Raw genomic sequence first — 25241 nt, 5'->3', positions numbered from 1 at the left:
TTTTTTCTATTGATATCTTATTTCTGGTGTGATGAATCGAGTCTTTCCTGTAGCTGCTTCTGCAAAGACTCCTAACTGGACACCGGTAAATTTTGAGTCAGAACATTCATTTGTAAAATGACGTACAGCGATTTGATCTTTGAACACTACTGTATTCGTTTCATCTAAAATCAGCAGGTGGTAGCTGTTGCTGTCTCCAGACAATTTCAGAGTCAACCGCTCTCTATCTTTTAAATTATTGGATCGATACAGAAGTAAATCAAAGATGTTTTTCCTGCCAAAAAGTTCTGTTTGGTGTTTTGTTTTTCGCAATCCAAATTGGCAAAAATGCAAGTCATCCTTGTAGATTGCTATACCAAAAGTCCCCTCCTGACATTCGTCGACCATCAAAGTGGTTTCAAAGCAGCAGGTAGTATCAGCTTGACATAAGGACAAAAAGGCAATGGGCTCGTCCTTAGAAGTTCCTAAACGAGTCGGTAAGTTATCAATGATCAAATCAGTATCATACGTATAATCAATTGGCAAACGTACACTCTGCAACTTCTTGCAGAGAAAAGGTACTAGTTCATTCCGCTGCTTAACGCTTTTTGAAAAACGATCTGTTTCAACTTCAACCGATGCATTCCCTGTCTGATTGACGACTGGCCAACCATCTATCCACTCTACAGGTAATAAAATCGTTTCACGACCAAGCAGGGTGAAATGACGGTTGGGCCTAGTCGCAAGAGCTGTCAGCCACCAAGAACCTTTTTTGTCTTGAAAGAAATCTGCGTGCCCTACGGCTTGAAGCCTCGATTTGATATCTCTATTAGAGAGGATAGGATTCGTATTAGCTCCTTCATACGGACCATTGATTGATTTGCTTCTTTGAATCGTTACCATATGGCCTTCTCTTGTGCCACCTTCTGCCAATACAAGATAGTACCATTCGTCTTTCTTGAATAAATGCGGTGCTTCTGCGTCGCGTCCACCGCAACCTTGGCTGATTTCTACCGGATCTGTCAGCATTTTCCCGCTGTAAGGATCGATTTCAAATTGTAGAATGCTGTTTTTCCCTTTCATTGATGCAGCAAGTTGGAAGAAAAATCGGCCATCAATAAATGAAATTGAGGGATCGATCCCAAAAGGACAATCGATCCAGATTGGATCAGACCAACCATGGTCAAGGTTTTTCGTATGGCAGATGAAATTCCCTTGGGTGACATTTGTACATACAAGAAAATATGTTTCCTCAAAGAAGCGGATCGTTGGGGCAAAAAGTCCCATCGAGTTGCTGATTTCTTTCAGATTGATATGATCCGGACAATCAATCGCATACTGCTTAAAATGCCAATTGAGCAGATCCTGGCTTTCAAAAATCGGCAGACAAGGAAAAAATTCAAAACTTGAACAGACTATATAGTAGGATTTCCCATCGAAACAGATACTCGGATCAGGATGAAATCCTTTGATAATTGGATTGGTATACTTCATTGTGCTCCTCTTTTCTCTTTTAGTGCCACATGTAAAAAGAAGAAAGCGACACTAGCCGCTTTCTTCATCGAGTTTACACTTTCTCCTTCAATGCGGCTTGTTCCAATTGATAGGTTTCTTTATCCAGCTTTTTAAACCACGGATACCATAATATCGGTGACAAAATCAGTTGAATGAACAACTGTAGAATGATAATCGATAGTTTCCCTTGAACAGCTGCATGGAACCCAATTGGTAAACCGAAAATGGCAGTAACACCAGTAAAACGAGCGACAAATCCAAAACGTGTTAAAACATAAGCTAAAATTAAAGCAATGCTATTATTGGTAATGAATGGTACCGCTAATTTAAAGTTTAATACCAAAGGCGTACCAAAAATCAATGGTTCAGTGATTCCGAAAAGAGCTGGAACAATTGCGACTTTCCCTGTTTCTCGATACTGCTTGCTTTTCGCTCGCAGCATTAATAATGCTAATCCTAAGCCCATACCGCTCCAAGTTATGATCATAAAGAATGCATAGCCAGTAATGTTTGGCGGTGTTTGGCCTGCCGCAACAGCGTTTAAGTTCTCGACGTCCATTGCCATCCACAGGGCTTGAACGATCGGCATAACGACATTTGTTCCATGAATACCGAAAAACCACAAAACCTGTTGAATCAGTGAGATCAGAATGACTGCACTGATTGATCCTCCGATCCCTTGAAGCGGTTCTTGTATGATACTGTAAACAAACTGATGCATGTGGCCGAAGCTGGTTGCTTCAAAGAGTGAATTTAATACAATGAAGAGCACACTGATAAGAACCGTAGGCAAAATTGATTCAAATACTTTTGTTACCATAGGAGGTACACCTGCTGGCATTTTGATCGTCCAACCTTTGTCTTTCAGCCAAATATATACTCTTCCACTTACCAAACCAACGATCATTGCGGAAAATACTCCTTGTGCACTTAGCCAAGTAGCTGGAATCGCGCTGACTTCATCCGTCGTTGTACCTAGAGGGGTAATGATAAAGAAACTAAGCAATGCGATAATAGCAGCGGAAATACCATCTTCTGACGGACGTAGATTTTTCACTAAATGATAAGCCATTAATACCACGACATAAACAGCCATCGAGCCAATAGTTATTTGATTTAGTTTGCTAAAAACATTTGCGAAACCAGCTAAAAATGAAAGTGCTGGAAGACTATTAGGTAATACTAGAAGTAAAACAGCGATCGAGCCGATCAAAATAGGACCTAGTGTCCCCATCATCGCACCGGAGATCGATTTTAAATAAGCATTGTTGCCTAATTTATCAAAAAAAGGACTTAATTTATCGAAATAACCTGTGATTTTTTCTTTCATAATATTTCCTTCCAATCATTTATTGTTGATTTGATAGCGCCTTCAATTTCAACTTGTTTTCAATATAACAAATTATTCTACTGACGCGAATATCAATAAACGTTTTCTTTTTAACAAAAACACAGATTTGACTACTCGATAACGGATTGTTAAAATCGAAAAAAAGGAGTAAAACGATGGACCATTTAGCGCTAGACAACTTGATCCGTGAAGTTTCTTATCATGAAGAAGCTTACCGTGACGGCAATTTAAAACCCGACTATTCAGATTTTAAAAAAGTAGTTGTTAACGATCAAGAAGTTCTTTGTATGGAACTGACAGATTTACAGATGATTACTAAAGATCAGCCGTTTTTTATAAAACGACATTCTCGTTTTCAGAATTATCCTATTCACTGTCATGATTGGATTGAATTTAACTATATGTATGCTGGAAAATGTCAGCAGATCATTAACAATGAACCACATTTTCTGTATGAAGGGCAAATTTTGCTGATGGATGCAAATACTGTTCACAAGATTGAACCGCTTGGCGAAGATGATATTCTCATTAATTTGATTATTCCCAAGTACTATTTAACTGCAAATTTCTTCAACCGTTTTTCCTCGGACAGCGTTTTGACTTCATTCTTTATTGAAGCCATCACTCATGGAATGAAACATGATCGATTTATTCATTTTGCTTCAGAAACAAGGACACGTCTACAGTTCTTTTTTAAAGAGTTGTTATGCGAATGGTTTGATCGTTCCACAGCATATACCGACATTTGTGAAGGATTGTTGAGTTTGATCATTTCGGATCTTGTGAATATCTATCAAGATTCTTATACGGATCGTTCCGATCAATATCGAAAGAGCCCGATTGTTCCAATTTTGAAATACATCGAGAAAAATTACGCAAATTTGACTTTGACAGAATTATCGGAACAATTCAACCTTAATCCCAATTATCTGTCCAATCTTTTAAAAAAACATACCGGCTATTCTTACAAAAAACTTGTAATCAATCAACGTATCTTGGCAGCAGATCGTTTTTTACTTTCAACCGACATGGATATCGTTGATATTTCGCAGCAAGTCGGCTTTGAGAATATTAATTTCTTTTACCAAAAATTTAAAGAAACATATGGCATTACTCCTGGTACAAGAAGAAAGCTGCATTTTTAATAAAACATAAAGTCAAGTTACCACTAAAGCAACCTATTCTATTTTTTCAAAAATGATTCTTCCCATGCAGAAGTCCTAAAAGTTATTGAGAAGGTAAAAAAGACAGGCCTGCCTTTTGAATAAACTACCTTCTAACTTAATAAAAGCTCAATGAGCAAAATGTGCCTCACTGTATGATTCTAGTCAATACTATTTCTCATTCGATACTTGTAATAGAACATAAATATACTCCAGCAGCACCTAGTATTTGAGATCGTTGAAAAGACTGTAATTGAGTAGAATCTTTGAGAGTTTAATCAGTATACGGATTCTGATTTTGCCTCTTGGGTAAACATATCCGAAATGCAATTATTTAATAGATATTTTCTAGTGTTGAAACATGATTTAAAACAGATATTCTCTTGTTGAACTCAATTTTGCAAACTTTTAAGAGAGAAATTTACTATACGCATGATATCATTTCCTGTTTTATTTTCGAGCAAGATTTTACTTCGTTCAAAGCTTTTTTAGTATCGACGTTAAAACCAGTTAAGCACTATGCCTAACTGGTTTTGACTAAATTTTCAGTTGTGTCTTTCTCTACCAACACTAAATGTAGAAGAGATCTAAATTTTCAGTTATATCATTCTCTTTCAAGCTTATATACTGAAGAGCCGAGATAAGCAGTTAATTCATTTTGTTTTACGACTTTTTCATTTAGTTATCGATTTTTCTCAAATTAGCAGCGACAAAATGATTTGTTCCTACCTGAACCCAATCCGGGTCCGCTGTTTCTTCTGTTTTAAATGTGGTGAAATCAAAGACATTGTTTTCCTTACTGTAAAAGTCATCAGGCGCTGTTTTCTTGTTTCGAATGTCGGTTCTTAAAAATGCAGCAAGTAAGCGCCTTGTGTACGGATGGTAAGCATTTTTGAATATCTCATTGATTGGGGCACTCTCGACGATTTTTCCCCCATGCATCACGATCACATCATCGGCCATTTTACTAATGACACCCAAATCATGGGTAATAAATAAAATACTTGTATCCAGCTTGTCTTTTAACTCATTCATTAACTTAAGGATTTCTGCTTGGATGATCACATCGAGTGCGGTAGTCGGTTCATCGGCAATCAATAGCTTCGGATTGCAGGCTAATGCCATTGCGATCATTACTCGCTGACTCATTCCTCCAGATAACTGATGAGGATATTGCTTGGCTACTCGTTTAGGATCTGTGATCTTGACAGCTTCTAACAGCTCATATGCCCGTAAAGTCGCCGTCTTATTGTCGACGTGCTGATGAAGTTTCAAGGCTTCTGTCAGTTGTGCTTTGATTGTAAATACCGGATTCAAACTTGTCATAGGCTCTTGAAAGATCATTGAAATATCATTTCCACGAATTTTTAAAAGCTCTTTTTTGCTTAATTCGAGGATATTTTTTCCATCAAAACGGATCTGCCCTTCCGCTATATACTGATTTCGCTGAAAAAGTTGAAGGATCGACATGGCTGTTTGACTTTTGCCACTCCCACTTTCTCCAACGATTCCTAATGTCTTCCCTCTTTTTAATGAAAAAGTAACGCCTTTGACAGCTTTGACAGTGCCCCGTTTCGTATCAAAATACGTATGCAGATTATCAACTTCTAGTAAATCCATCTGGACCTCCTTTTGATTTTTTTCCATTAAACCAATCGTATCATGCTTATGGTTCGATTGATTGACTCATCAACCATGTTTCAATTTCTATGTTCTAAAAAAACTATTTTCGCGTACACTTCACAAAATGATTCGGCTCGACTTCTACCCAATCTGGATCAGCATCAGTTTCTTTTGAATAGTTGAATGCCAAATCAGGATGGGTTTCATCAAGAGCCCATGGGCGATACTCTTCGTCTAGCGTTGGAATGGCATTTAATAATTGCCGTGTGTACGGATGGATCGGGTTAGAAAAAATCGTCTCAGCTGAAGCTAATTCTACAAGATGCCCAAAATACATCACACCGATCCGATCAGAAATAAATTTTACGACTCCAAGATCATGGGTGATAAACAAGTAAGTCAAATTGAGTTCTTCCCGCAAATCATGAAGCAAATTGATGATCTGTGACTGAATCGAAACATCTAACGCTGAAACAGCTTCATCGCAAACAATGAATTTGGGCTTTAAAGCTAAGGCACGAGCAATCCCGATTCGTTGTCGTTGTCCACCAGAAAATTGATGCGGATAGCGATGAATAAATTCTTTCTTTAACCCGCATTTTTCCATGATATCAAGAATATAGGTTTCATAGTTTGGGTCCTTTTTACTAGCAAAAAATTTGTGTATCAACAAACCTTCTCCAATAATATCACCCACTGTTAACCGTGGATCTAGTGAGGAGTAAGGGTCCTGAAAGATAATTTGCAGGTCTTTTCGTAAAACTCTTGATTCCTTTTGAGTCAAAGCAGCTAGATCGATGCCAGAATCAAGCTGCTCTTCATAGTATGAAAAATCTTTTTTGTTCATGACATCTTTTTTTAGTTGTGCGACTTGCTTATCAATAGCTGCTAAGTCATTTTGTTGTTCAGCGATCGTTTTTTCCAAATTTATGAGCTCTGATTGATCCACTGCCCCATTCATCGCTTGTTTTTGCTGATTAAATGTTAACGCTCGCTTGCTAGCGGCAACTTTTGCTGCAGCTTCGTAACGAGACGAAAGAAGCTTACTGACCTTTTGTAGATCATCATGCAAAATCAAGCCTCCGACTAATCGTAGGGTATTGCCATATTCATTTTCAAAAGCGATTTTCTTTAGACGCAACCGTTCCGTTGTTGCTTCTACATCAGCAGCTGAATCAGTAGCGAGTTTTGATTCGATCGACTGGAGCTCATTGACAGAATCAGTAAACTGTTTCATCTTTTGTGGCAGTTGTTGATAGACTTTTTTTACGTAACGAGGCATGAAATCTTCGATCGTCTCTCCATAGTAAAGGGTCGAGCCTCCGGTTTGTCGCTGGAGCTGAATAATCGTGCGTCCAAAGGTCGATTTTCCACAGCCACTTTCACCGACGATGCCTAATGTTTCTCCTTCATATATATCGATCGTAAGATCTTTATTTGCTTTCACATAGTCTTTTCCCACCCCAAAAAAGTTTTTCTTCTTCACAGGAAAATACTTTTGTAGATTCTTGACGCGCATGATCGTGTCCATAACTGCTTACCTCTCTCTCATCTTCGGATCGATGGCATCACGGATTCCGTCACCGATCAAATTGAAGGATAAAATGGTCAACATGATCGCGATCCCTGGATAAATCGTCAGGTAGGGATGTGTTCGGATATAGCCTCGTCCAAAATTTAACATCGTTCCCCATTCCGCAACGGAAGCCTCCATACCTAAGCCAATAAATCCTAAGCCAACAGCAGATAAAATTGCTGTGGCAACGCCCATTGATGAATGCACAATGACTGGTGAAAGGATATTTGGCAAGATGTGTTTAAAAATCAGCAATCCATTATTTGCGCCCAGCGCTTTTCCAGCTTCAATAAATTGCTTCTCTTTGACCGCCATCACACTTGCCCGAATAATACGAGCAAAAATGGGGATATTCGCCAACCCGATCGCCAAGATCATGTTCGGCAGACTGGATCCCAAAGAAGCCACGATGGCGATTGCCAACAAAATGGAAGGGATGGATAGTAAGATGTCACAAAAACGCATAATCAGCGTATCGATCCACCCTCTGAAATAACCGGATAAGACACCTAAGATGCCACCAAAAAAGAGTGCCAGTAACACCGCACAAACGCCTACAGTAAGCGATATTCTCGTGCCGTAAATCAAACGAGACAATACGTCACGTCCCAAGTCATCTGTCCCAAACCAATGAGAACGACTTGGAAATTGCAATGCATTGGCTAGATTTTGCTCCCGCATACCATAGGGAGCTATAAAGTCTGCAAAAATCGCAGTAATCGTCAGTAACGTGATAAATAGTAACCCAAACATTGCTCGGCGATTTGCTTTTAAGGAAAGCCAAATCTCTTGTTTCGATCCTTCTGGTACGCCTGCAAGTGCTTGCGTTTTCGCTATGGCCTTTTTTCTAGAAAACATGAGTTCCTCCCTTAATCATATGAGGTTTTAATTCGCGGATCGATATATGCATAGAGAATATCGACACATAGATTAACCATCGTAAAAATAAATGCAATAAATAAAACGCCGCCTTGGACGATCATTGTGTCTCTTGTACGGATCGCATTCACCATCAATGTCCCGATCCCATTGATACTAAAAACAGTCTCGGTCAATACAGCCCCACCTAATAAAGCCCCAAACTGCAAACCAATGACTGTCACTACGGGAATCAAGGCATTTCTTAAGGCATGATGGAACGTCACCTTTGAACCATTTACTCCTTTGGCTTTTGCCGTACGAATATAATCTTGGTCTAAAACGTCCATCATACTCGACCTTGTGATCCGGGCGATCGTGCCAATTGATGAGGAAGCCAATGCAAATACTGGCATGATCATTTGCTGCCAAGTATCAAAACCAGATGCTGGCAACCAGCCCAGGGTAGAAGTAAAAAGAATAATTAAAAGGAGTGCCTGCCAAAAGGTTGGCATAGAAACCCCAACTAGTGAAAGAAACATCACGAAATTATCAACCTTGGAATAAGGTCTCGAAGCAGAGATCACTCCCAGTGGAATACCAATCAGCGAGGCAAATAACACACTCCATACTGATAATTTGATTGTGTTGGGCAAACGGACTAGGATTTCATCCATGACCACCCGGCCAGAAACATACGATCTCCCAAGATCAAATTCGATGACAACATTTTTTATATAATGAAAAAATTGTTCGATAAAACTACGATCAAGCCCCATTTGCACACGCATAGCCTCATATTGTTCAGGAGTCGCTCCTTCCCCCAACACCATCGTTACAGGGTCTCCAGGTGATAGATACATAATCGTAAATACAATAAAAGAGACGCCTAGCAGGATAGGAAACAACCACAGAATTCGTTTTACAATATATTGGAACATCTATTCATCTCCTCAAAATAAAGAGCCATTGCGGCTCTTTATTTTATACTCTCAATCCAATTTAGTTTTTTGACACCGTATCTAAGAAGTAACTTCCAGTTGGATGATGTTCGAACCCTTGCACCCAGTTGCGGATACCTGAAACATTTTCTCTGGTTTGTAAGTAAACCCATGGCATCTCATCATTGATAATCTCTTGCGCCTCGTGATAATAGGCCAAGCGTTCCTCTTGGTCAGAAGTGCTACGAGCTGCATCAAGTAATTCATCTACCCGTTCATTATGATAGAACGTACGATTTCCAGCTTCGCCAAAGCTACTTGAATGGAACAGTGGATACAATCCATAGTCAGCATCTGTTGTGATCGTTGTCCAACCTAGTAAGAACATATCTGGTTCACCAGCTGCTGCAGCATCTAAAAATGCTCCCCACTCCATTTGGTTGACCTCAACAGTGATACCTAATTCTTCTAAAGCAGCGGAAACAACCTGCGAGACACGGATTCGTTCTTGATTGTTATCACCGACATACAACGAAAGGGAGAAGCCGCCATCTGGATAACCAGCTTCTGCTAATAGTTCTTTTGCTAATTCAACGTCATAAGGAGTAGCTTCCAAGTTTTCATTATATCCAAAAACCAATTCGTTGATCGGTCCACTCATTTGAGTCCCGATCCCCATATGAACCGTTTGGATAATCGATTCGACATCGATAGCATGGGCAATCGCGCGACGTACCCCTACTTCTTGCAATGGTGTATCATTTCGAACGTTGAAACCTAAGTATTCCGTTCCTAAATTTTCTGTCGCTAATAAAGTCAATTCATCGTTTTCTTCAACCTTTTCATTATCAGAAGGAGCGATATCATAAACAATATCGACGGTTCCTGACTCTAGTTCAATCAAACGAACACTTGAATCTGTAATTGTCCGAAACTCAATTCTTTCCATTCCCGCTGGCTCATCCCAGTGATCGTCAAATCGATCTAACGTCACGTGACTACCGGTTGCCCATTCAACAAATTCAAAGGGACCCGTTCCCACAACGCTGCTGATACCATAATCTTCACCAGCTTCTTCCACAGCTTTCTCACTCAAAATTCCAACCGCAGGATGTGCTAAATGAGTCAAGAAAGGCCCGAAGGCACCATTTGTCCCGATATGGATCGTATGATCATCGATCACTTCGATCGTATCAGGATCGATCGAACCAATGATATGACTGATCGAAGGTGAGTCAACCGCCCGTCGAAGGGTGTAGGCAACATCAGAAGCTGTCATCGCTTCCCCATTATGAAAGACAACATCTTCTCGCAACTTGAACTCATAAAGGTTCTCTTCAATTTCTTCCCACTCTGTTGCTAACCCTGGCACTAACTCAAGATCGTTCGTCTGTTTGATCAGTGTTTCATAAATCTGTCTTGCTACCCTGGTAGTTGCTTGGTCGTTCGTTTGATGGATATCTAATGTCACTGGATCCGCACCTGATGCGACCACTAATACATTAGGATCAGAACTAGCTCCCCCTGACACATTCCCTCCCGAACTATCTGTTGGGTCTTGGCCTCCACTACCACAAGCACCTAATACCATCAGACTTGTTAACAATACGAGTGCCCAGCTTGTTTTCCTTTTTTTCATGTTATCCTCCATTTCGTCCCCTGTAACTTAAGGATTTTTTTTTGCGCTCTTCTTCATACCAGCAAATATAGAAATTAGACGCATTGGCGTGTAACTTGGATCGAAAACACATACGCTCGTCCTGTTTTCTATCAACTAACTATAAAAAATTTGCTCATAATGAAGAAGCTTTTATCTGAATGATGAAAATTTTCAGATAATAACAAACTTTAGCTTGGAAATGTGATAGATTTGTGATGAACACCTAAGAAAATTGTCATTTTGTTAGAATAAAATGAAGAATTGCGATTTATTATCATTAATTTGACTTTTTCTTATAAAAACCCATTCAGTTAACAACAACTAATTCTTATTTTTGTTTCATTTGAATGAAAGTATGACAACGATTCTGTACTAGAAATTTTAAGTCTATAAATTTTTATCGTCATCAAATATAAACGATATATATCATTCTGTGATAAACTATTTTTGAATAAAGATAGGAGTGATTGAATGAACATTTTCTTCAGACCACCAAAAGAAGATGATATTGATCAAATCATGCAGATTGAAAATGCAGGATTTACAGTTGATGAAGCAGTATCCAAAACATCGATGATGGATCGAATACATACAATAAGTGACAGTTTTATTGTTGCTATAAATGAAAAGGATTGTCCGATCGGTTACGTTGTAGGGCCCATTATTTCTAAACGTTATCTCTCTGACGATCTCTTTGAAAGTACTTTTCCTAATCAGCCTTTTGGTGGCTACCAAAGTATTCTGAGCTTAGCTGTCGCTCCTGATTATAGAAACTGTCAGATTGGTAGCAAACTACTGTCAGCCCTAAAAGAACAATGTCGTCTTCAATACAGAAAAGGAATCACCTTAACTTGTTTAGAATCATTGATTCCATATTACGAAAAGCAGGGCTATCAACTAGAAGGACTGTCAGAATCAAAACATGCTGGTGTTGCTTGGTATAATATGGTGCTAGAATTGGACGATACGCTTAATGAATTCTAATAAAAACTGCATACTAAATGAAACGCCATTCAAAAGTAAGATATTTAGTCTAACTTTTGAATGGCGTTTCATCTCAAATTAATATTATTTAGGAATTTTTCTAAAACTTACTCTGATTTTTCTTGCTAACTTTTCATCCGTCAACGCTTTTTTAGTATTTGAAAGCAACATAACTCTTGATTCAGTGGGATCCATAATATATTTTCTCTCCCATTGATCTTGATCTGGACCATCGCCAATGATACGAATGTAAGACAACAGACTTTTGATCATCTCTTTTGTCAATGTTAGGTTGGTATAGCCATCATTTTCATAAAAATCATACCATGTATCACTTGGATTTTCCTTTAGTATTTGAATTAGTTGATGGATTTCTTCTAACGCATCGAAAACTTTTACAAATACAAAGACCATTTCTTCCCGATCAAGCATCTGATAAGCGTCTAACAAATGGAGCAGTGCTTTTAATGTTTTGCATTGAACGGCTACTGAGAGGTAAATATCATTAAAAAAGCGAGCATTTTGCGCACGTTTATCCTGAAGGGATGATGTAATCTGCTGGCATCTCAGCAATAGATTCTCCCAGGCTGCTATCTTTTCTCCTACTATAGAGAAAATTTCTGTGACTTGCTCCTTGATTTTTTTATCACCCGTCAACCATTCTATCCTCGGAATTTTTGTTTCTTGCTTGAGCCAGGATTGAATAATTTTTCGAATCAAATAACAGGCAAACTCGTCCCCAGCGGTTTGATCCTCATGTGTTCCATAGCGAATAATCGCTTCAAAGTAAGCTTCATAGACAGCTTGGATCTCTTCTTGCTGATTTTGATAATATTGTGTTACATGCTCTGAAATTATCTCTTGATTGATTCGTAACTGATAATCTGCTCGCCAGAAATTCGCTATTTCTTGTAAGAACAAAATATGCGGTTTTATGTTGCCTGTATTGACTAAGACAAACTTATCCATCTTGACTTCTCTAACCGCCATTAACTCTCTAGAAACAAATTCTGGGCTATTAGGCAAGATCGTCAAGAAATTAGATGCTTGTAAATCATGAAAGGCAACGTGATAATAGATTCCTCTTGATTGATTTGGTTTTGATGTGTTTGTTAGCACCTCATCTCGTGGATCGTGATTTTCTTGTCTACGAGAAACCATTTTGCCATAACCATTATCCGCCCAAATCTCAATCACATCATCTGGAAGCTCAAGTAAGCCAAGATTAAATAATTCCGTCATCTCCCCATAAATGTTCATTGAACATACTGCATGAGGATCGACTTCTTTAACCATATGATATTGCAGATGGACGATTTCGTTGATCACTGCTGCTTTTTCCGCTGCTGACCACTGTCGATCAAGATCTTCTGCCCAAAAAGGACAATCTCCTTGTCCGCGAAAACCAAGTGTGTAGATAACCTTGGTACCTTTTTGCTCGTGTATGGCTTTTTTCCATAATTCCTGAAACAACGCAAAATGTTCCTCGTATGAAGCCTTCAAACCAGGATACCTTCTAGCAAACATCTCAGCGCCTAGTGGCTCGGCATGATGATGTGTATAGATCAACCCCATCGCTTGCGCACTTTCTCGATGTCTATGACTGTTCTTATCTGTTCCAGGAATGATGACATTTCCGCCTAAACGTAACAATGTTTCATAAAGACGTTCCCATACATATTCATTCGAACCATTATCTTCCCATTGATCCAGCAGCAACTCATCATTGACGAACCAGCCCCGATAGTCCGTTGCAAAATCAGGCAATGTTAAGTCAAAACCTGTCCATTCAATAAATGGCTTTTTTATTGGGGGAATCTCCATGAAATACCAAAAGGGTTGAACACCTAAAATTTTTTGAGAGATTTCAAGAACCCCATACATTAATCCTAACGGTGTTTCAGCACACACTTTTACTTTATCTGGCGATACGAAAAGTATATGAAAAGCATCCGTTTCATTTTTTCCATCAAGTAAAACCAATTCAATTTCATTTGCCTTCCTCGTGTCTGTCACAACGGTTAAAATGTCACGCTGCAAGATCTTGCAAGCATGTCCAATCACTTCATTTTTCAACTGTTTTGACGTGACAGAAGTATTTTTCGAAATGAAAAATGGTGTTTCCATGTAATCCCCCGTTTCATCTTTTTCTTTCATTATTTTAACTCTAATGAGAATCCAACTACTGTACTGTAACTAATATTCTATCTATAACTTGATAGTCAATTCGCTCTTAGAAAAAGTAGGACCACATTCTAAAAATCATTCTAATAATCCCCATTTAAACACTTTGAGATCGTTTACAAGTATAGAATAAACGAAACCTTTCCCCAAAAAAATAGAGAAAATCGATGAAAAAATTAAAAAAACAGACTTTTTTCGTATTGTGGTTTTAATCGTCTTCTTTTAAGTAAACACGTCTCTCATAGACAGATTACTTTAATTCAATCAATAATTTCGTCCTTCCCATTACTAGATTGGCGATACAAGTTAGCTAAAATTTCCCTCGCTTAGCACCTTCATCCTGATATAATGAAGTAAATCAACGACAAGGAGCCATAGCATGTCAAAAATAATTATTTCTGGAAGTATCGCTTTTCAAAAGGATTTTGAAGAACTGACGAATACACTTACTGAAAATGGTCATCAGGTGATCAATTATCCAAAAGCCACGGACGATCTTTCTACTCAGTTTCCAACCTTATTCGTAGACTTTTATAAAGACATAGAAAAAGCCGAGATTTTTTATTTGTATAACAAAGAAAAAAATGGCATCTGTGGTTATATCGGTGCAGCTGGCTTTGCGGAAGCAACCTTTGCTTTGACTCGAAAACTACTGTACGGACAGAAAATCCAATTGTTTTTGCATGAGGAACCGAGTGAAAAAGTAGCTTGCTCTGAAGAGATTGGGCTGTGGAAAGAGAATGGTTGGATCACAGTTAAAAATCTAAACACGTTTTTGGATTGAGAAAAAAATACTTTTTATATGAAAGCTGGCGGTAGTCTGATGAAAAAGCTTATATTGATCAGTGGTACGATGGGAATTGGTAAATCAACTATAACTGAAGAACTATCCAAACAAACAAAGCAGTCTGTTTACCTTGACGGGGATTGGTGCTGGATGATGAATCCGTTTATCGTCAATGAAGAGAATAAGGATATGGTGATCAACAATATCCATTTTCTGTTAAACTCTTTTATCAATAACTCTATGATCAACGTCATTTATTTTTGCTGGGTTATGGATGAGCAAAAAATTGTGGATCGAGTCTTGAACGGCATCGCATTGGAAGATATTGACGTGCAACACTTCTCATTAATTGCCTCGCCAGAAAAATTGCAGAAAAACTTTGAAGGAGATATAACCACCGGGAAACGAACACTATCTGATTTACAGCGTTCACTGGATAGGTTACCAAAATATACTGAATTGCGTTCAAGAAAAATTGATATTTCCCATTACTCTGTTGCGGAGACCGTTTCAAAAATAAGAAAATTAATTTTGGCATCTTCTTAAATATTCCTTCAATTAGTAAATTTTGGCCCATGTTTTTTAACGCAACTATTCTCAGAGAGCTACTTCTTGTGACTGACACAAATAAGCCCACACTCATAAGAGCATGGGCTTATTGAGATCATTGTCAATTCTAAATCTTCAATTGAAATCTGGCTTTTATCAATTCAGATTTCAATTGCTGAATAATGGTGACAATTTCTTATTATTCTTCAATTACATATACTTCTCAACTTCATCAATTTCTTTTTGTAGTGCTTTTTCATCGTACTTTTCATACTTACCGGCTTCGTGTGCGATCTTTTTGATTTCATGAATCGCTTTTTTCTCAACGATCCATTTCTTCATACTATGTTTTTTTGCATCTGCATCTAGTGTGTCTAATTCAGCTAAATTTTCATCTAACTTATCAAGAACCTCTGCAATCTTTACCAATGCTTTTGCTTCCTTTTCTTCATAGTTTGTCATAGATATCACTCCTTAAGTATTTGATATATTTATCTTACTGCTGTAATTAAATATTTTCAAATTAAATGTACTGTGTATCACAAAGTTTTATCTTATTCTCACTGAATAGATAAAAGCTATAATTTTTTTGCAATATTCTATTCATTTTACATTTATTTTTATCCTTAAAGATGTATCATAAGAGAACTATCGATTATATAAAAAATGCCTTAGTGAAACATCAAACATTCGGTGTATCGTTTGCAATAAAAACATCTAGTTTTTTACCTTCTTATGGTTGCAGCAGAATTTTACCGATACTTTTTCCAGATTCTAAATAATCATGGGCAGCTTTTCCGTCAGCTAATGAAAAAATGGTTGGTTGACTGATTTTCATTTGATCCTTGCTAAAGTAGTCAAACAATCGAGAGCTTCTTCTCTCCCGCTCTTGAAAACTTGTCAAGTAATCCCAGAGATCTCCTGTCAAAATACTTTTTGATTTAGATAGCAAGGGAATAAAGTCGATCGCTGGCGGATTTCCGCCGGCCATGCCAAAAAAGACAACCTTCCCTCTATTTTTGAGCAAGTCGACACTTTCGGCTAATGTATGCCCAATGCCATCATAAACGGTATCAAAGAAAGAAGTGTAGGTATCTTGCCATTCTGTATTTCTTAAAAAAACTTGTTTTGCGCCTTGGTCTAAAGCCAGTTGCCGCTTTTCTTCCGTAGAAGTGACGCCATACACTTCTAGACCATCTGCGGTTAATAATTGCGATAAAATTTGTCCGACGCCACCACTTATCCCATGGACGAAGACCTTACTATGATTCACATTATTGCCAAGATCATGAGCTAAAAAATCAGCTGTCAACCCTTGCAGACCAATACTGGCTGCTAATTTAGGTGGTATACCTGATGGGATACGGATGGCATTTTCCTCAGGAACAGCCACCAATTCTGCATTAGCAAAAGGAACATCCACAAAAAGAATCGTTTCCCCTAGCTGAAACTTGGAGACAGATGTTCCTTTTTGAATAATCCTCCCTACCCCTTCATAGCCATTAATAAGAGGCTCTCGGGATTCAATATGATAGGTGCCCTTTCTCCGATAAATATCAGCATAATTCAACCCAATATACACCATTTCTACCAATAGCTCATTTTCATGAATGATGGGATCCGGCAAATCCCCATATGTTAAAACAGTTGAATCACCGAATTCATTAAAATACAACGCCTTCATGCGCAAATCATCTCCGATCTTCAATCTATCAAAAGCCACGCATCAATCGATTGAAACTATCTACTAAACAACCGACGAATGTCCCTTCGGTCATTTTATATTTTTCCTTTTATTAAAAAAAGCACCTTCTCTCGAAGGTACTTTCATTTTATTCCTCTTACTGACATCCGTCAAAACAGATTATTTCTTCGGTTCGTCCTCATCCATCTTCAGAACTGCCATGAAGGCTTCTTGCGGTACTTCGACGGAGCCGATTTGTTTCATCCGCTTCTTCCCTTCTTTTTGTTTCTCTAGGAGTTTGCGTTTTCGAGAAACGTCACCGCCGTAACATTTCGCCAATACGTTTTTACGCAAGGCTTTGATGTCGGAACGCGCAACGATTTTTTGTCCGATGGCTGCTTGGATCGGTACTTCAAATTGTTGTCGTGGGATCAGTTTTTTCAGTTTTTCAACGATGGCTTTACCGCGTTCATAAGCAAAGTCACGGTGAACGATAAAGCTTAACGCATCGACTTTTTCAGTATTCAGCAAGATGTCCATCTTCACTAGCTTGCTAGTTCGGTAACCAGACATTTCATAATCGAGTGATGCGTACCCTTTGGTGCTGGATTTCAATTTATCAAAGAAATCAAAGACGATTTCCGATAGTGGGATCTCATAAACGACGTTTACACGATAATCATCCAAGTAATCCATCGTGACAAAGTCTCCCCGTTTGCGTTGGGACAATTCCATTACAGCACCGACGTAATCATTAGGCACCATGATTTGTGCTTTGACGTAAGGTTCTTGTACGTTTTCAATCGTGACTGGTTCAGGAAATTCTGCTGGGTTATCAACGACGACCATTGAGCCATCTGTCTTGTTGACATGATAGATTACGGATGGTGCAGTCGTAATCAACTCAAGGTTAAATTCACGTTCTAGCCGTTCTTGCACGACATCCATGTGTAATAGGCCTAAGAAGCCGCAACGGAACCCAAATCCTAATGCTTGAGAGGTTTCTGGTTCAAATTGCAATGCTGCATCATTCAATTGTAATTTTTCCAATGCTTCTCGAAGGTCGTTGTAGCGTGAAGTATCGATTGGGTACAATCCGCAATAAACCATCGGATTCATTTGACGATAACCAGCTAAGGCTTCTTCTGCTGGATTGTTGGCTAATGTCACCGTATCCCCGACTTGGGTATCTTTAACGGTCTTGATGGCAGCAGTGATATACCCAACATCGCCCACCATCAACGCATCTCGTTGAATGGCTTTTGGTGAAAAGACACCCACTTCCGTAACATCAAAGGTCTTGCCATTGCTCATCATTTTGATTTTATCTCCAGGTTTGACCATCCCGTCCATGATGCGGACGTTTAAGACCACCCCACGATAGGAATCGTACACGGAGTCAAAGATCAACGCTTTTAGCGGTGCTTCAATATCACCTGCTGGAGCTGGGACATACTCAACAATTTGTTCCAAAATGTCTTCGATCCCAATACCTGCTTTGGCACTTGCTAAAACAGCTTCACTGGCATCGATACCGATCACATCTTCGATCTCTGTTCGTACTCGCTCAGGATCGGCAGCTGGCAAGTCTATTTTATTAATGACTGGTAGGATCTCTAAATCATTGTCTAACGCCAAGTAGACGTTTGCCAATGTCTGTGCTTCGATCCCTTGAGCTGCATCAACGACGAGCACGGCGCCTTCACAAGCAGCCAAACTGCGGGAAACTTCATAGGTGAAATCGACGTGCCCTGGGGTGTCGATCAAATGGAAGATGTAGGTTTCGCCGTCTTTGGCGGTATAGTTAAGTTCCACGGCATTTAATTTGATTGTGATTCCTCGTTCACGTTCAAGATCCATGGAGTCTAATAATTGGTTTTGCATTTCCCGTGACGTCACCGTATGGGTTTGTTCCAAAATACGGTCCGCCAGTGTTGATTTCCCATGGTCGATATGGGCGATAATGGAGAAATTACGAATCTTCTCCTGTCGTTTTTTCATTTCTTCTATGTTCATGGATACGTTCCTCATTTCTTTTAGTCAGCTTTTCTATTATACCAACGAAACGCCAATAGATAAAGTATTTTTCTTAACCGTTATTTAGACATATTCATTCAGGTTTTGCTATACTAGAGCTAGCAAATAAATTGGAGTTGAAAGAATGGACAATAATTTTCATCAAAATCTACATATTCGAGCGGTGGAAGAAAAAGACGTTGATCAGTTCAATGAACTGTTAAGCTATGTTTTTCAGATCACTGAATCGGATATTGAAGAAAGCGGCTATGAGAGCAAACGGGAAATGATTAAATCTAAGCGCCCGATCTTAGAGCTTTCCAAAGTCTTTGGCTGGTTCAATGAAGACAAGTTGATCTCGCAAATCGCCGTTTATCCTTGTGAAGTCAATATACATGGCAAATTGATCAAAATGGGCGGAGTGACCGGTGTTGGGACCTACCCTGAGTATGCCGGGCATGGCCTGATGAAAGACTTGATCAAGCTTGCCTTAGAAACGATGCGGGAAGATCAGCAATGGATCTCCTACCTTTACCCTTATAATGTGCCCTACTATCGTCGCAAAGGCTGGGAGATTATGTCCGACAAGCTGACCTTTAAAATTCGTGATACCCAGCTTCCGAAAACCAAAGAAGTCCCTGGGATCGTAGAGCGCAAAGAAGTGGATGACCCTGATGTCTTTACTGTCTACAACCAATTCTCCCGCGACAATCATGGTGCCTTGCAGCGGACCTCTTTTCACTGGGAAGAGTATTGGCGCTATGAAAATGAAGAAGAGCGCACCGCGGCTGTTTATTACAATGCCAGTGGTCATCCGACTGGTGTACTTTTTTATTGGGTAGCCGAAGAAGTCTTCCATGTAAAGGAAATGTTCTACTTGAATCAAGAAGCCCGCAATGGTCTTTGGAATTTTATCTCTGCTCATTTCTCAATGGTTTATTGGGTCAAAGGAGACATTTATTCAAATGAACCCCTGTCCTTCTACTTGGATGACAGCCAAATCAAAGAAACCATCGAGCCTTATTACATGGCGCGGATCGTCGATGTTGAACAGTTTTTGAAAAACTTCCCATTTGAAGCCTTCCAAACACCCTTTCACTTTGTTGTTTCCGACCCAGTTGCCGATTGGAACAACGGGATCTTCGGTGTCCAATACAATCACGGGGAAATCGTGGTTTCAAGAGAAGCCATCGGAAAAGCGGTCCAGCTGGATATTCAGACATTGTCTTGTCTATTGATGAATTACCGCCGCCCAGCTTACTTAGAGCGTGTGGAACGGCTAAATACCGATTCAGAAACACTGGCATTACTGGAATCGATCATCCCTGATATGGAAGCCTATTTCAGCGATTATTTCTAAACAACGAATCAACAAAATGTACAACTATGAATGATTAAGGAGTGTTTTTGAATGAAACTATATTTTGCTGCTCCCCTGTTTGCTGCTAGTGACCTGCGCTACAACGCCGAACTTGTTGCGTCGATTCGTCAGCAGTATCCGCAGCTGGAGATTTATTTACCTCAAGAAAATGCCGCGATCAATGATAAATCCGCCTATGCGGATAGCAAAATGATCGCTTTGGCAGATACCGAAAAAGTGCTGGAAAGTGATTTAATGATCGCATTGCTGGATGGTTTGACCATCGATGCTGGGGTTGCCTCTGAGATCGGTGTCGCTTATGCTAAAGGCATTCCTGTTTTAGGGCTTTATACGGATAGTCGCCAACAAGGTGCCGACAATCAGCAAAAGCTGGCAGCATTACAAACCGTTGCGGAAAATCAGTTCCACTATGTCAATCTTTATACGGTGGGTTTGATCAAGCTAAACGGGGAAATTTACTCCTCTGAAGCAGCCCTTTTAGCTGGCTTAGCCGACTATCTTTCGGAGGACAACTAAATGGGGCAAAATTATCAGCGACTGCAAAAGGTATTCACTATTTTTGGTATTCTCGTGTTTTGTTTTTCTTTGTGGGAATTTTTCCGTGGTGTCTATCCGCAAACACAAGGATTGATTTTCCTCGCCCAAGCCTTGCTTGGGATTTTATTGATCTTCGTCCCAGAAATGAGTAAAAAGTTCTTGAAAATCCAGCTACCAAACGCCACCGTCTACTTTTATTGGTTTTTCTTGCTGATCTCTGTATTTATGGGGACGATCTTACATTTGATCGAAACCATTGCTTTCTGGGATAAAATTCTGCATGCGGTAAGTCCAATGGTCTTGACGGCTGTCGGCTATGGATTGATCTGTCTGCTACTGAAAGAAGTCAAAGTTTCAAACGTCTCTCCCTGGTTATTCTTACTGATGGGCTTTGCTTTTGCTGGCTTGTGTGGTATCTTCTGGGAGTTTTGGGAGTTTATCTGCGATTCTGTTGGTGGAATGAACCTCCAACGTTATGCAACCTTAGATGGTACTCCGTTTATCGGTCGTGAAGCATTGATGGATACGATGGGTGATTTACTGACCAACACGATTGGTGCTGCCTTAATGGGCGTGATCGCGTATGTGCAAGGTCGAGGCAAACCTGATTACTTTGAAAGTTATCGGATTAAAAAATTATCATAAACGACCTTTAAAAGCTTGTTGAAACCAGCGTTTTTCAACAAGCTTTTTTCTTTTGTTGTTTTATTCATAAAGAAAAATTTATAAGAATACTTAAATAACACATCTTATTTTTATAGATTCGCTGTTTATCAAGGTTTGACCTTTCTTACACTTCCCTATAAAACGATTACATCCACAAAAAAATTCCCTCGTTTAATCATTTTTATTTCCCCAAAAAACCATGGTCTGTTATAATTACATTATTCATTTGACGTTGCGTCAGTAAAGGAGAGGCTTATGGTTCTAACAGTGTTTTTTATTTTATGCTGCTTGATTTTTTCATCGATCACCTATGCGTTCTCTAAAGATGCTCGAAAATTTGTCCAACCCTTATCAATCAAAATTATTTTTATTGCATCAGCTATTATTGCGGTTTGGACAATGTTCTTTTCAATGGTTGCATTTGTCGCTTGGGTCATCTAAAAAACATTCTTGTCAGTTGCGATCGTTTTCGCTGCACTGGCAAGAATGTTTTTTCTTTTGATTAAAATAGTTTGATTTGATTCAATGGCCAAAAGCGCAGCAGCACTTTCCCTTCCATTTGATCTTCCGTTACAACCCCGAAACTGCGACTGTCTCTAGAGATCAAACGATTGTCTCCCATCACAAAATAGCTGCCTTCAGGCACCGTTACTGAGAAATCTTCCGTAAACTGTTCCGCACCAGCGGCGATTTGCTGAAACATTTCGCGATAAGAATATTCGTCTTGTAATTGATCGTCTGCAAATTTCTCTTTAAACTCATCTAAATAGGTTTCTTCGTATACTTCTCCATTGATCGTTAGGACATCATCTTTCATCTCGATGGTATCACCGGGTAAACCAATCAACCGCTTGACAGCGATTTTACTTGGATCATCTGGTTCAACACATATCACGATGTCTTGTCGGTCATAGGAGGAGATTTTTGATGCAATCAAACGCTGTTTATCTGCCAACGTTGGGTCCATAGAATGGCCACTGACTTGAACTGGGGTCAGGACAAACAGACGGATGAGAACCACGGCGACGATAAAGAAAAGCAGTAACCAATTTTCTTTGAGGATTTTTACCATAGCTGCTCTTTCGCTCCTTTACTGCATCTTTTGTCATCGGCGAAAGCTTGTTCTGCCATTTTGACAAAAGATATCTTCCTCAATCTTACGTGGAATTTTTGCTTTGAGCAAGAGAAATCATCGATTTTAAAAAATTTATGATATTTCTCGTTGAGAAAAGAATCGTTTACGTTCGATCACGACTCAAGAAAGCAAACACATCTTTTCGACGTAGACTCCCTATCAGTTGGTGATTTTCTTCGATCACCAACGTCTCATGACTCGCAAATAAAGTATACAACTCATTTAATGGCGTAGATGCTGCAATTTTCGGGTCAGCTTGATTGATGTCATTGCTGAAAAAGTTCATCCGTATCAAATCTCCTGCTGTGACCAGTTTCGCTTCATCTTCCCCGGTTTCTTCAAAGAAGCTTTTCACAAAAGCGGTTTTTGGTTGTGAAACAATGACTTCTGGTGTATCGCATTGAACGATCTTCCCTTGATTCATCACAGCGATGCGCGTCCCTAATTTTACCGCTTCTTTCATGTTATGCGTGACAAAAATAATCGTTGTCCCAAGCTCTTGGTGCAGATCGAGGACTAGCTCCTGTAAGGAATTACGAGAAATTGGATCAAGGGCACTAAAGGGTTCGTCCATCAGAATGATTTCGGGATTGGCAGCTAATGCGCGCAAGATCCCGATCCGTTGCTGTTCTCCACCAGACAATTCTTTCGGCATTCGATGACGGTACTGCTCTGGGTCAAGTTTGACCTGTGTCAGCAAACGATCCACGGCTTCTGAGCGATCTTTTTTTGACCACCCTAACATCTCTGGGATCACTTCGATATTTTGTTTGACATCCATCGTCGGAAACAGAGCGATTTGTTGGAGAACATACCCCATTTGCCAACGCATCTTTTGAATATTGTATTCTTTGATGCGTTTTTCTTTGAAGTAAATATCACCATCTGTCGGTTCTGACAACGCGTTGATCATCTTCAAAGTCGTCGTTTTCCCACTCCCAGAAGGACCGACCAAAACAAAGATTTCTCCTTTATTGATACTCAGATCTAATTGATCGATCACTAGTTTTTGATCAAACTTTTTACTGACGTTTTTAAATTCAATAATTGGTGTCATTCTTGTCCCTCCTTAATTAATCCTTCGTCTATCAGGAAGGTACGTGCGACTTCTGCTGGATTTTTTCCTTCGACATTGACCTGATAATTCATTTCACTCATTTGTTCTTCGGTGATTTTCCCTGCCAACTTTTCCAATGCACGGACGACTTCTGGATGTTCCTCGGCAAAGGCTTCTTTCATCAAAGGCGCTCCTTGATAAGGTGGAAATAGTTCCTGATCGTCTTCTAGAATAACTAAGCCATATTGACGCAATTCACTGTCCGTGGAATAGGCATCCAGTAGATTGATATCACCATTATTGATGGCTTGGTAACGCAATGCTGGTTCCATACTTTGGACACTTGGAAAATCTAGCCCATAAAGTTCTTGGATCCCCGCATATCCGTCCGTCCGATCAATGAATTCGAGAGTGAAGCCAGCTTTGATTTGATTTTCGATTTTCTTCAAATCAGAGATCGTGGTTAGTCCATTTTCCTCAGCAAATTCTTTTTTGACAGCCAACGCATAGGTATTTTGATACGCCATCGGCTGAAGCAAGGTCATCTCAAACTGATCCTTCAATAGATTGACTGCTTCGGTATAGGTTTCGTCGGAGTCAAGGTTTTGACTCGCAAGCTCTTCTGGTACCTCAACTAAGCTCTCCAACACGGTACCAGTAAACTCTGGATATATATCAACTTGACCATTGTCCAATGCGCTGAATAAGAAAGAGGTTTTTCCAAAATTTGGCTCTAGTTCAACTTGGGCATCAGGGTCTTCTTGTTCAATCAATTCTTTGTACATGTTGATCAAGATATCAGGTTCAGACCCTAGTTTCCCTGCGATCGTAATGGTTTTGGGAGCAAAAAATCCGCTTTGTGAGAAGGAAACCCCACCAATCAGCAAGATGATTGCTGCCAACGTGATCAAGGTATAGCGCGGTTTTAAATGTTGCAGGTAACGGATCAGGGTACTGAAAACAATCGCCAACAAGGCAGACCCGATCGCACCAATCAACGTTAACTCAGGCGCATTTCGATCGATCCCTAACAAAATAAAGGAACCTAACCCGCCAGCGCCAATCAAAGCGGCTAAGGTCGCTGTTCCGATGATCAAGACCAGCGCCGTGCGAATCCCAGAAATTATGACAGGCAAAGCAATCGGCAACTCGACTTTGATCAATCGGCGCATCCGAGACATACCAAATGCCGCAGCAGCTTCTTCGATTGATGGATCGATCTCCGAAAGGCCAATATAGGTATTTTGAAAGATCGGCAATAATGCATAAATAACTAATGCGATCAATGCAGGTGGCGTTCCGATCCCCACGAATGGAATCAATAAACCTAACAGTGCCAGTGATGGAATCGTCTGTAACACACTCGTTATTTGTAGGCCGACTTCCGCTGCCCGTTTATGATTAACCAGCCAAATAGCTAAAGGAACAGCAATAACGATCGCCACGAGCAGCGCAATGATCGACAATGACAAATGTTCAAAGACAGCTGTCAGCAATTCCCCTTTTCGCTCATTCAACGTTTCAAAAAAAGTATTCATCTTTTCATTCCTCTCCTACTCCATAAGAACAGTATAATCGAAGTGCGAATTTCCTCC

The 25241-nt window shown here is 39.6% G+C and carries 22 protein-coding genes; 8 read left to right on the top strand and 14 right to left on the bottom strand.

All coding sequences use genetic code 11. From position 1 onward, the window contains the following. Window positions 1-6 precede the first annotated feature (6 nt). Window positions 7-1473, bottom strand: a complete 1467-nt coding sequence (locus tag IGI82_RS08770; RefSeq protein WP_438842058.1) for a glycoside hydrolase family 43 protein — start codon at window positions 1471-1473, stop codon at window positions 7-9. A 73-nt stretch (window positions 1474-1546) separates the two neighbouring features. Then, the gene (locus tag IGI82_RS08765; protein WP_438842057.1) at window positions 1547-2824 is read right to left on the bottom strand and encodes a PTS sugar transporter subunit IIC; all 1278 of its coding nucleotides are present in this window, start codon (window positions 2822-2824) and stop codon (window positions 1547-1549) included. 176 nt (window positions 2825-3000) lie between these two features. Here IGI82_RS08765 and IGI82_RS08760 point away from each other — a divergent pair, with 176 nt between their 5' ends. Continuing rightward, window positions 3001-3990 (top strand): AraC family transcriptional regulator, encoded by a 990-nt coding sequence (locus IGI82_RS08760; protein ID WP_438842056.1) that lies wholly within the window; start codon window positions 3001-3003, stop codon window positions 3988-3990. A gap of 696 nt (window positions 3991-4686) precedes the next feature. Here the strand turns inward: IGI82_RS08760 and IGI82_RS08755 are convergent. The 5 genes from IGI82_RS08755 to IGI82_RS08735 form a co-directional block, all read right to left on the bottom strand. Next, on the bottom strand, window positions 4687-5628 hold the full coding sequence (locus IGI82_RS08755) for an ABC transporter ATP-binding protein (protein WP_060791900.1): 942 nt from the start codon (window positions 5626-5628) through the stop codon (window positions 4687-4689). A gap of 103 nt (window positions 5629-5731) precedes the next feature. Further along, a complete protein-coding gene (locus IGI82_RS08750; protein ID WP_271814888.1) occupies window positions 5732-7162 on the bottom strand; it encodes an ATP-binding cassette domain-containing protein in 1431 nt (476 codons plus the stop codon). A gap of 6 nt (window positions 7163-7168) precedes the next feature. Then, the gene (locus tag IGI82_RS08745) at window positions 7169-8065 is read right to left on the bottom strand and encodes an ABC transporter permease (RefSeq protein WP_060791898.1); all 897 of its coding nucleotides are present in this window, start codon (window positions 8063-8065) and stop codon (window positions 7169-7171) included. 11 nt (window positions 8066-8076) lie between these two features. Then, the gene (locus tag IGI82_RS08740; protein ID WP_086338237.1) at window positions 8077-9006 is read right to left on the bottom strand and encodes an ABC transporter permease; all 930 of its coding nucleotides are present in this window, start codon (window positions 9004-9006) and stop codon (window positions 8077-8079) included. Between the two features lie 61 nt (window positions 9007-9067). Continuing rightward, complete coding sequence (locus tag IGI82_RS08735) at window positions 9068-10645, bottom strand: ABC transporter substrate-binding protein (RefSeq protein ID WP_015509666.1); 1578 nt, start codon at window positions 10643-10645, stop codon at window positions 9068-9070. Window positions 10646-11137: 492 nt separating this feature from the next. Between IGI82_RS08735 and IGI82_RS08730 the strand changes: the two genes are divergently transcribed. Beyond that, the gene (locus IGI82_RS08730; RefSeq protein ID WP_438842055.1) at window positions 11138-11650 is read left to right on the top strand and encodes a GNAT family N-acetyltransferase; all 513 of its coding nucleotides are present in this window, start codon (window positions 11138-11140) and stop codon (window positions 11648-11650) included. 84 nt (window positions 11651-11734) lie between these two features. Here the strand turns inward: IGI82_RS08730 and IGI82_RS08725 are convergent, their stop codons facing one another. Next, window positions 11735-13777 carry a glycosyl hydrolase 115 family protein gene (locus tag IGI82_RS08725; RefSeq protein ID WP_438842600.1) on the bottom strand — a complete coding sequence of 681 codons (2043 nt, stop codon included), beginning with the start codon at window positions 13775-13777 and terminating at the stop codon, window positions 11735-11737. 436 nt (window positions 13778-14213) lie between these two features. Between IGI82_RS08725 and IGI82_RS08720 the strand changes: the two genes are divergently transcribed. After that, the gene (locus IGI82_RS08720; RefSeq protein WP_086295313.1) at window positions 14214-14618 is read left to right on the top strand and encodes a hypothetical protein; all 405 of its coding nucleotides are present in this window, start codon (window positions 14214-14216) and stop codon (window positions 14616-14618) included. A gap of 39 nt (window positions 14619-14657) precedes the next feature. Further along, window positions 14658-15167 carry an AAA family ATPase gene (locus IGI82_RS08715; RefSeq protein ID WP_087628168.1) on the top strand — a complete coding sequence of 170 codons (510 nt, stop codon included), beginning with the start codon at window positions 14658-14660 and terminating at the stop codon, window positions 15165-15167. Window positions 15168-15380: 213 nt separating this feature from the next. On the opposite strand, the gene IGI82_RS08710 is transcribed toward IGI82_RS08715, so the two are convergent. The 3 genes from IGI82_RS08710 to lepA form a co-directional block, all read right to left on the bottom strand. After that, complete coding sequence (locus IGI82_RS08710; RefSeq protein ID WP_015509648.1) at window positions 15381-15632, bottom strand: hypothetical protein; 252 nt, start codon at window positions 15630-15632, stop codon at window positions 15381-15383. A 271-nt stretch (window positions 15633-15903) separates the two neighbouring features. After that, complete coding sequence (locus tag IGI82_RS08705) at window positions 15904-16854, bottom strand: zinc-binding dehydrogenase (protein WP_087627482.1); 951 nt, start codon at window positions 16852-16854, stop codon at window positions 15904-15906. A 180-nt stretch (window positions 16855-17034) separates the two neighbouring features. Further along, window positions 17035-18870 (bottom strand): translation elongation factor 4, encoded by a 1836-nt coding sequence (gene lepA, locus IGI82_RS08700; protein WP_005226023.1) that lies wholly within the window; start codon window positions 18868-18870, stop codon window positions 17035-17037. Window positions 18871-19015: 145 nt separating this feature from the next. Here lepA and IGI82_RS08695 point away from each other — a divergent pair, with 145 nt between their 5' ends. The 4 genes from IGI82_RS08695 (at window position 19016) to IGI82_RS08680 (ending at window position 21895) form a co-directional block, all read left to right on the top strand. Continuing rightward, the gene (locus IGI82_RS08695) at window positions 19016-20230 is read left to right on the top strand and encodes a GNAT family N-acetyltransferase (protein WP_005226022.1); all 1215 of its coding nucleotides are present in this window, start codon (window positions 19016-19018) and stop codon (window positions 20228-20230) included. Between the two features lie 51 nt (window positions 20231-20281). Beyond that, complete coding sequence (locus IGI82_RS08690; RefSeq protein WP_010748216.1) at window positions 20282-20767, top strand: nucleoside 2-deoxyribosyltransferase; 486 nt, start codon at window positions 20282-20284, stop codon at window positions 20765-20767. Continuing rightward, window positions 20768-21433: a hypothetical protein gene (locus tag IGI82_RS08685; protein ID WP_005226020.1), complete on the top strand. Its 666-nt coding sequence runs from the start codon at window positions 20768-20770 to the stop codon at window positions 21431-21433. It abuts the gene before it with no gap. Between the two features lie 276 nt (window positions 21434-21709). Next, window positions 21710-21895: a hypothetical protein gene (locus IGI82_RS08680; protein WP_005226019.1), complete on the top strand. Its 186-nt coding sequence runs from the start codon at window positions 21710-21712 to the stop codon at window positions 21893-21895. 61 nt (window positions 21896-21956) lie between these two features. On the opposite strand, the gene lepB is transcribed toward IGI82_RS08680, so the two are convergent. The 3 genes from lepB to IGI82_RS08665 all read right to left on the bottom strand — a co-directional run bounded on the left by lepB (window position 21957) and on the right by IGI82_RS08665 (window position 25184). Next, entirely contained in the window at window positions 21957-22526 is a 570-nt protein-coding gene (gene lepB / locus IGI82_RS08675) for a signal peptidase I (protein WP_438842054.1), read from the bottom strand. Between the two features lie 166 nt (window positions 22527-22692). Further along, the gene (locus tag IGI82_RS08670) at window positions 22693-23646 is read right to left on the bottom strand and encodes an ABC transporter ATP-binding protein (RefSeq protein ID WP_005226017.1); all 954 of its coding nucleotides are present in this window, start codon (window positions 23644-23646) and stop codon (window positions 22693-22695) included. Continuing rightward, window positions 23643-25184 (bottom strand): ABC transporter permease/substrate-binding protein, encoded by a 1542-nt coding sequence (locus IGI82_RS08665; RefSeq protein WP_005226016.1) that lies wholly within the window; start codon window positions 25182-25184, stop codon window positions 23643-23645. The genes IGI82_RS08670 and IGI82_RS08665 overlap by 4 nt, the downstream gene beginning before the upstream one ends. Between the last annotated feature and the right edge of the window lie 57 nt (window positions 25185-25241).

The sequence above is a fragment of the Enterococcus sp. AZ067 genome, from assembly GCF_051715005.1.
Lineage (GTDB): Bacteria > Bacillota > Bacilli > Lactobacillales > Enterococcaceae > Enterococcus_D > Enterococcus_D casseliflavus.
The sequence above is the reverse complement of the archived record's forward strand: the minus strand, read 5'-3'. Positions and strand labels throughout refer to the sequence as shown.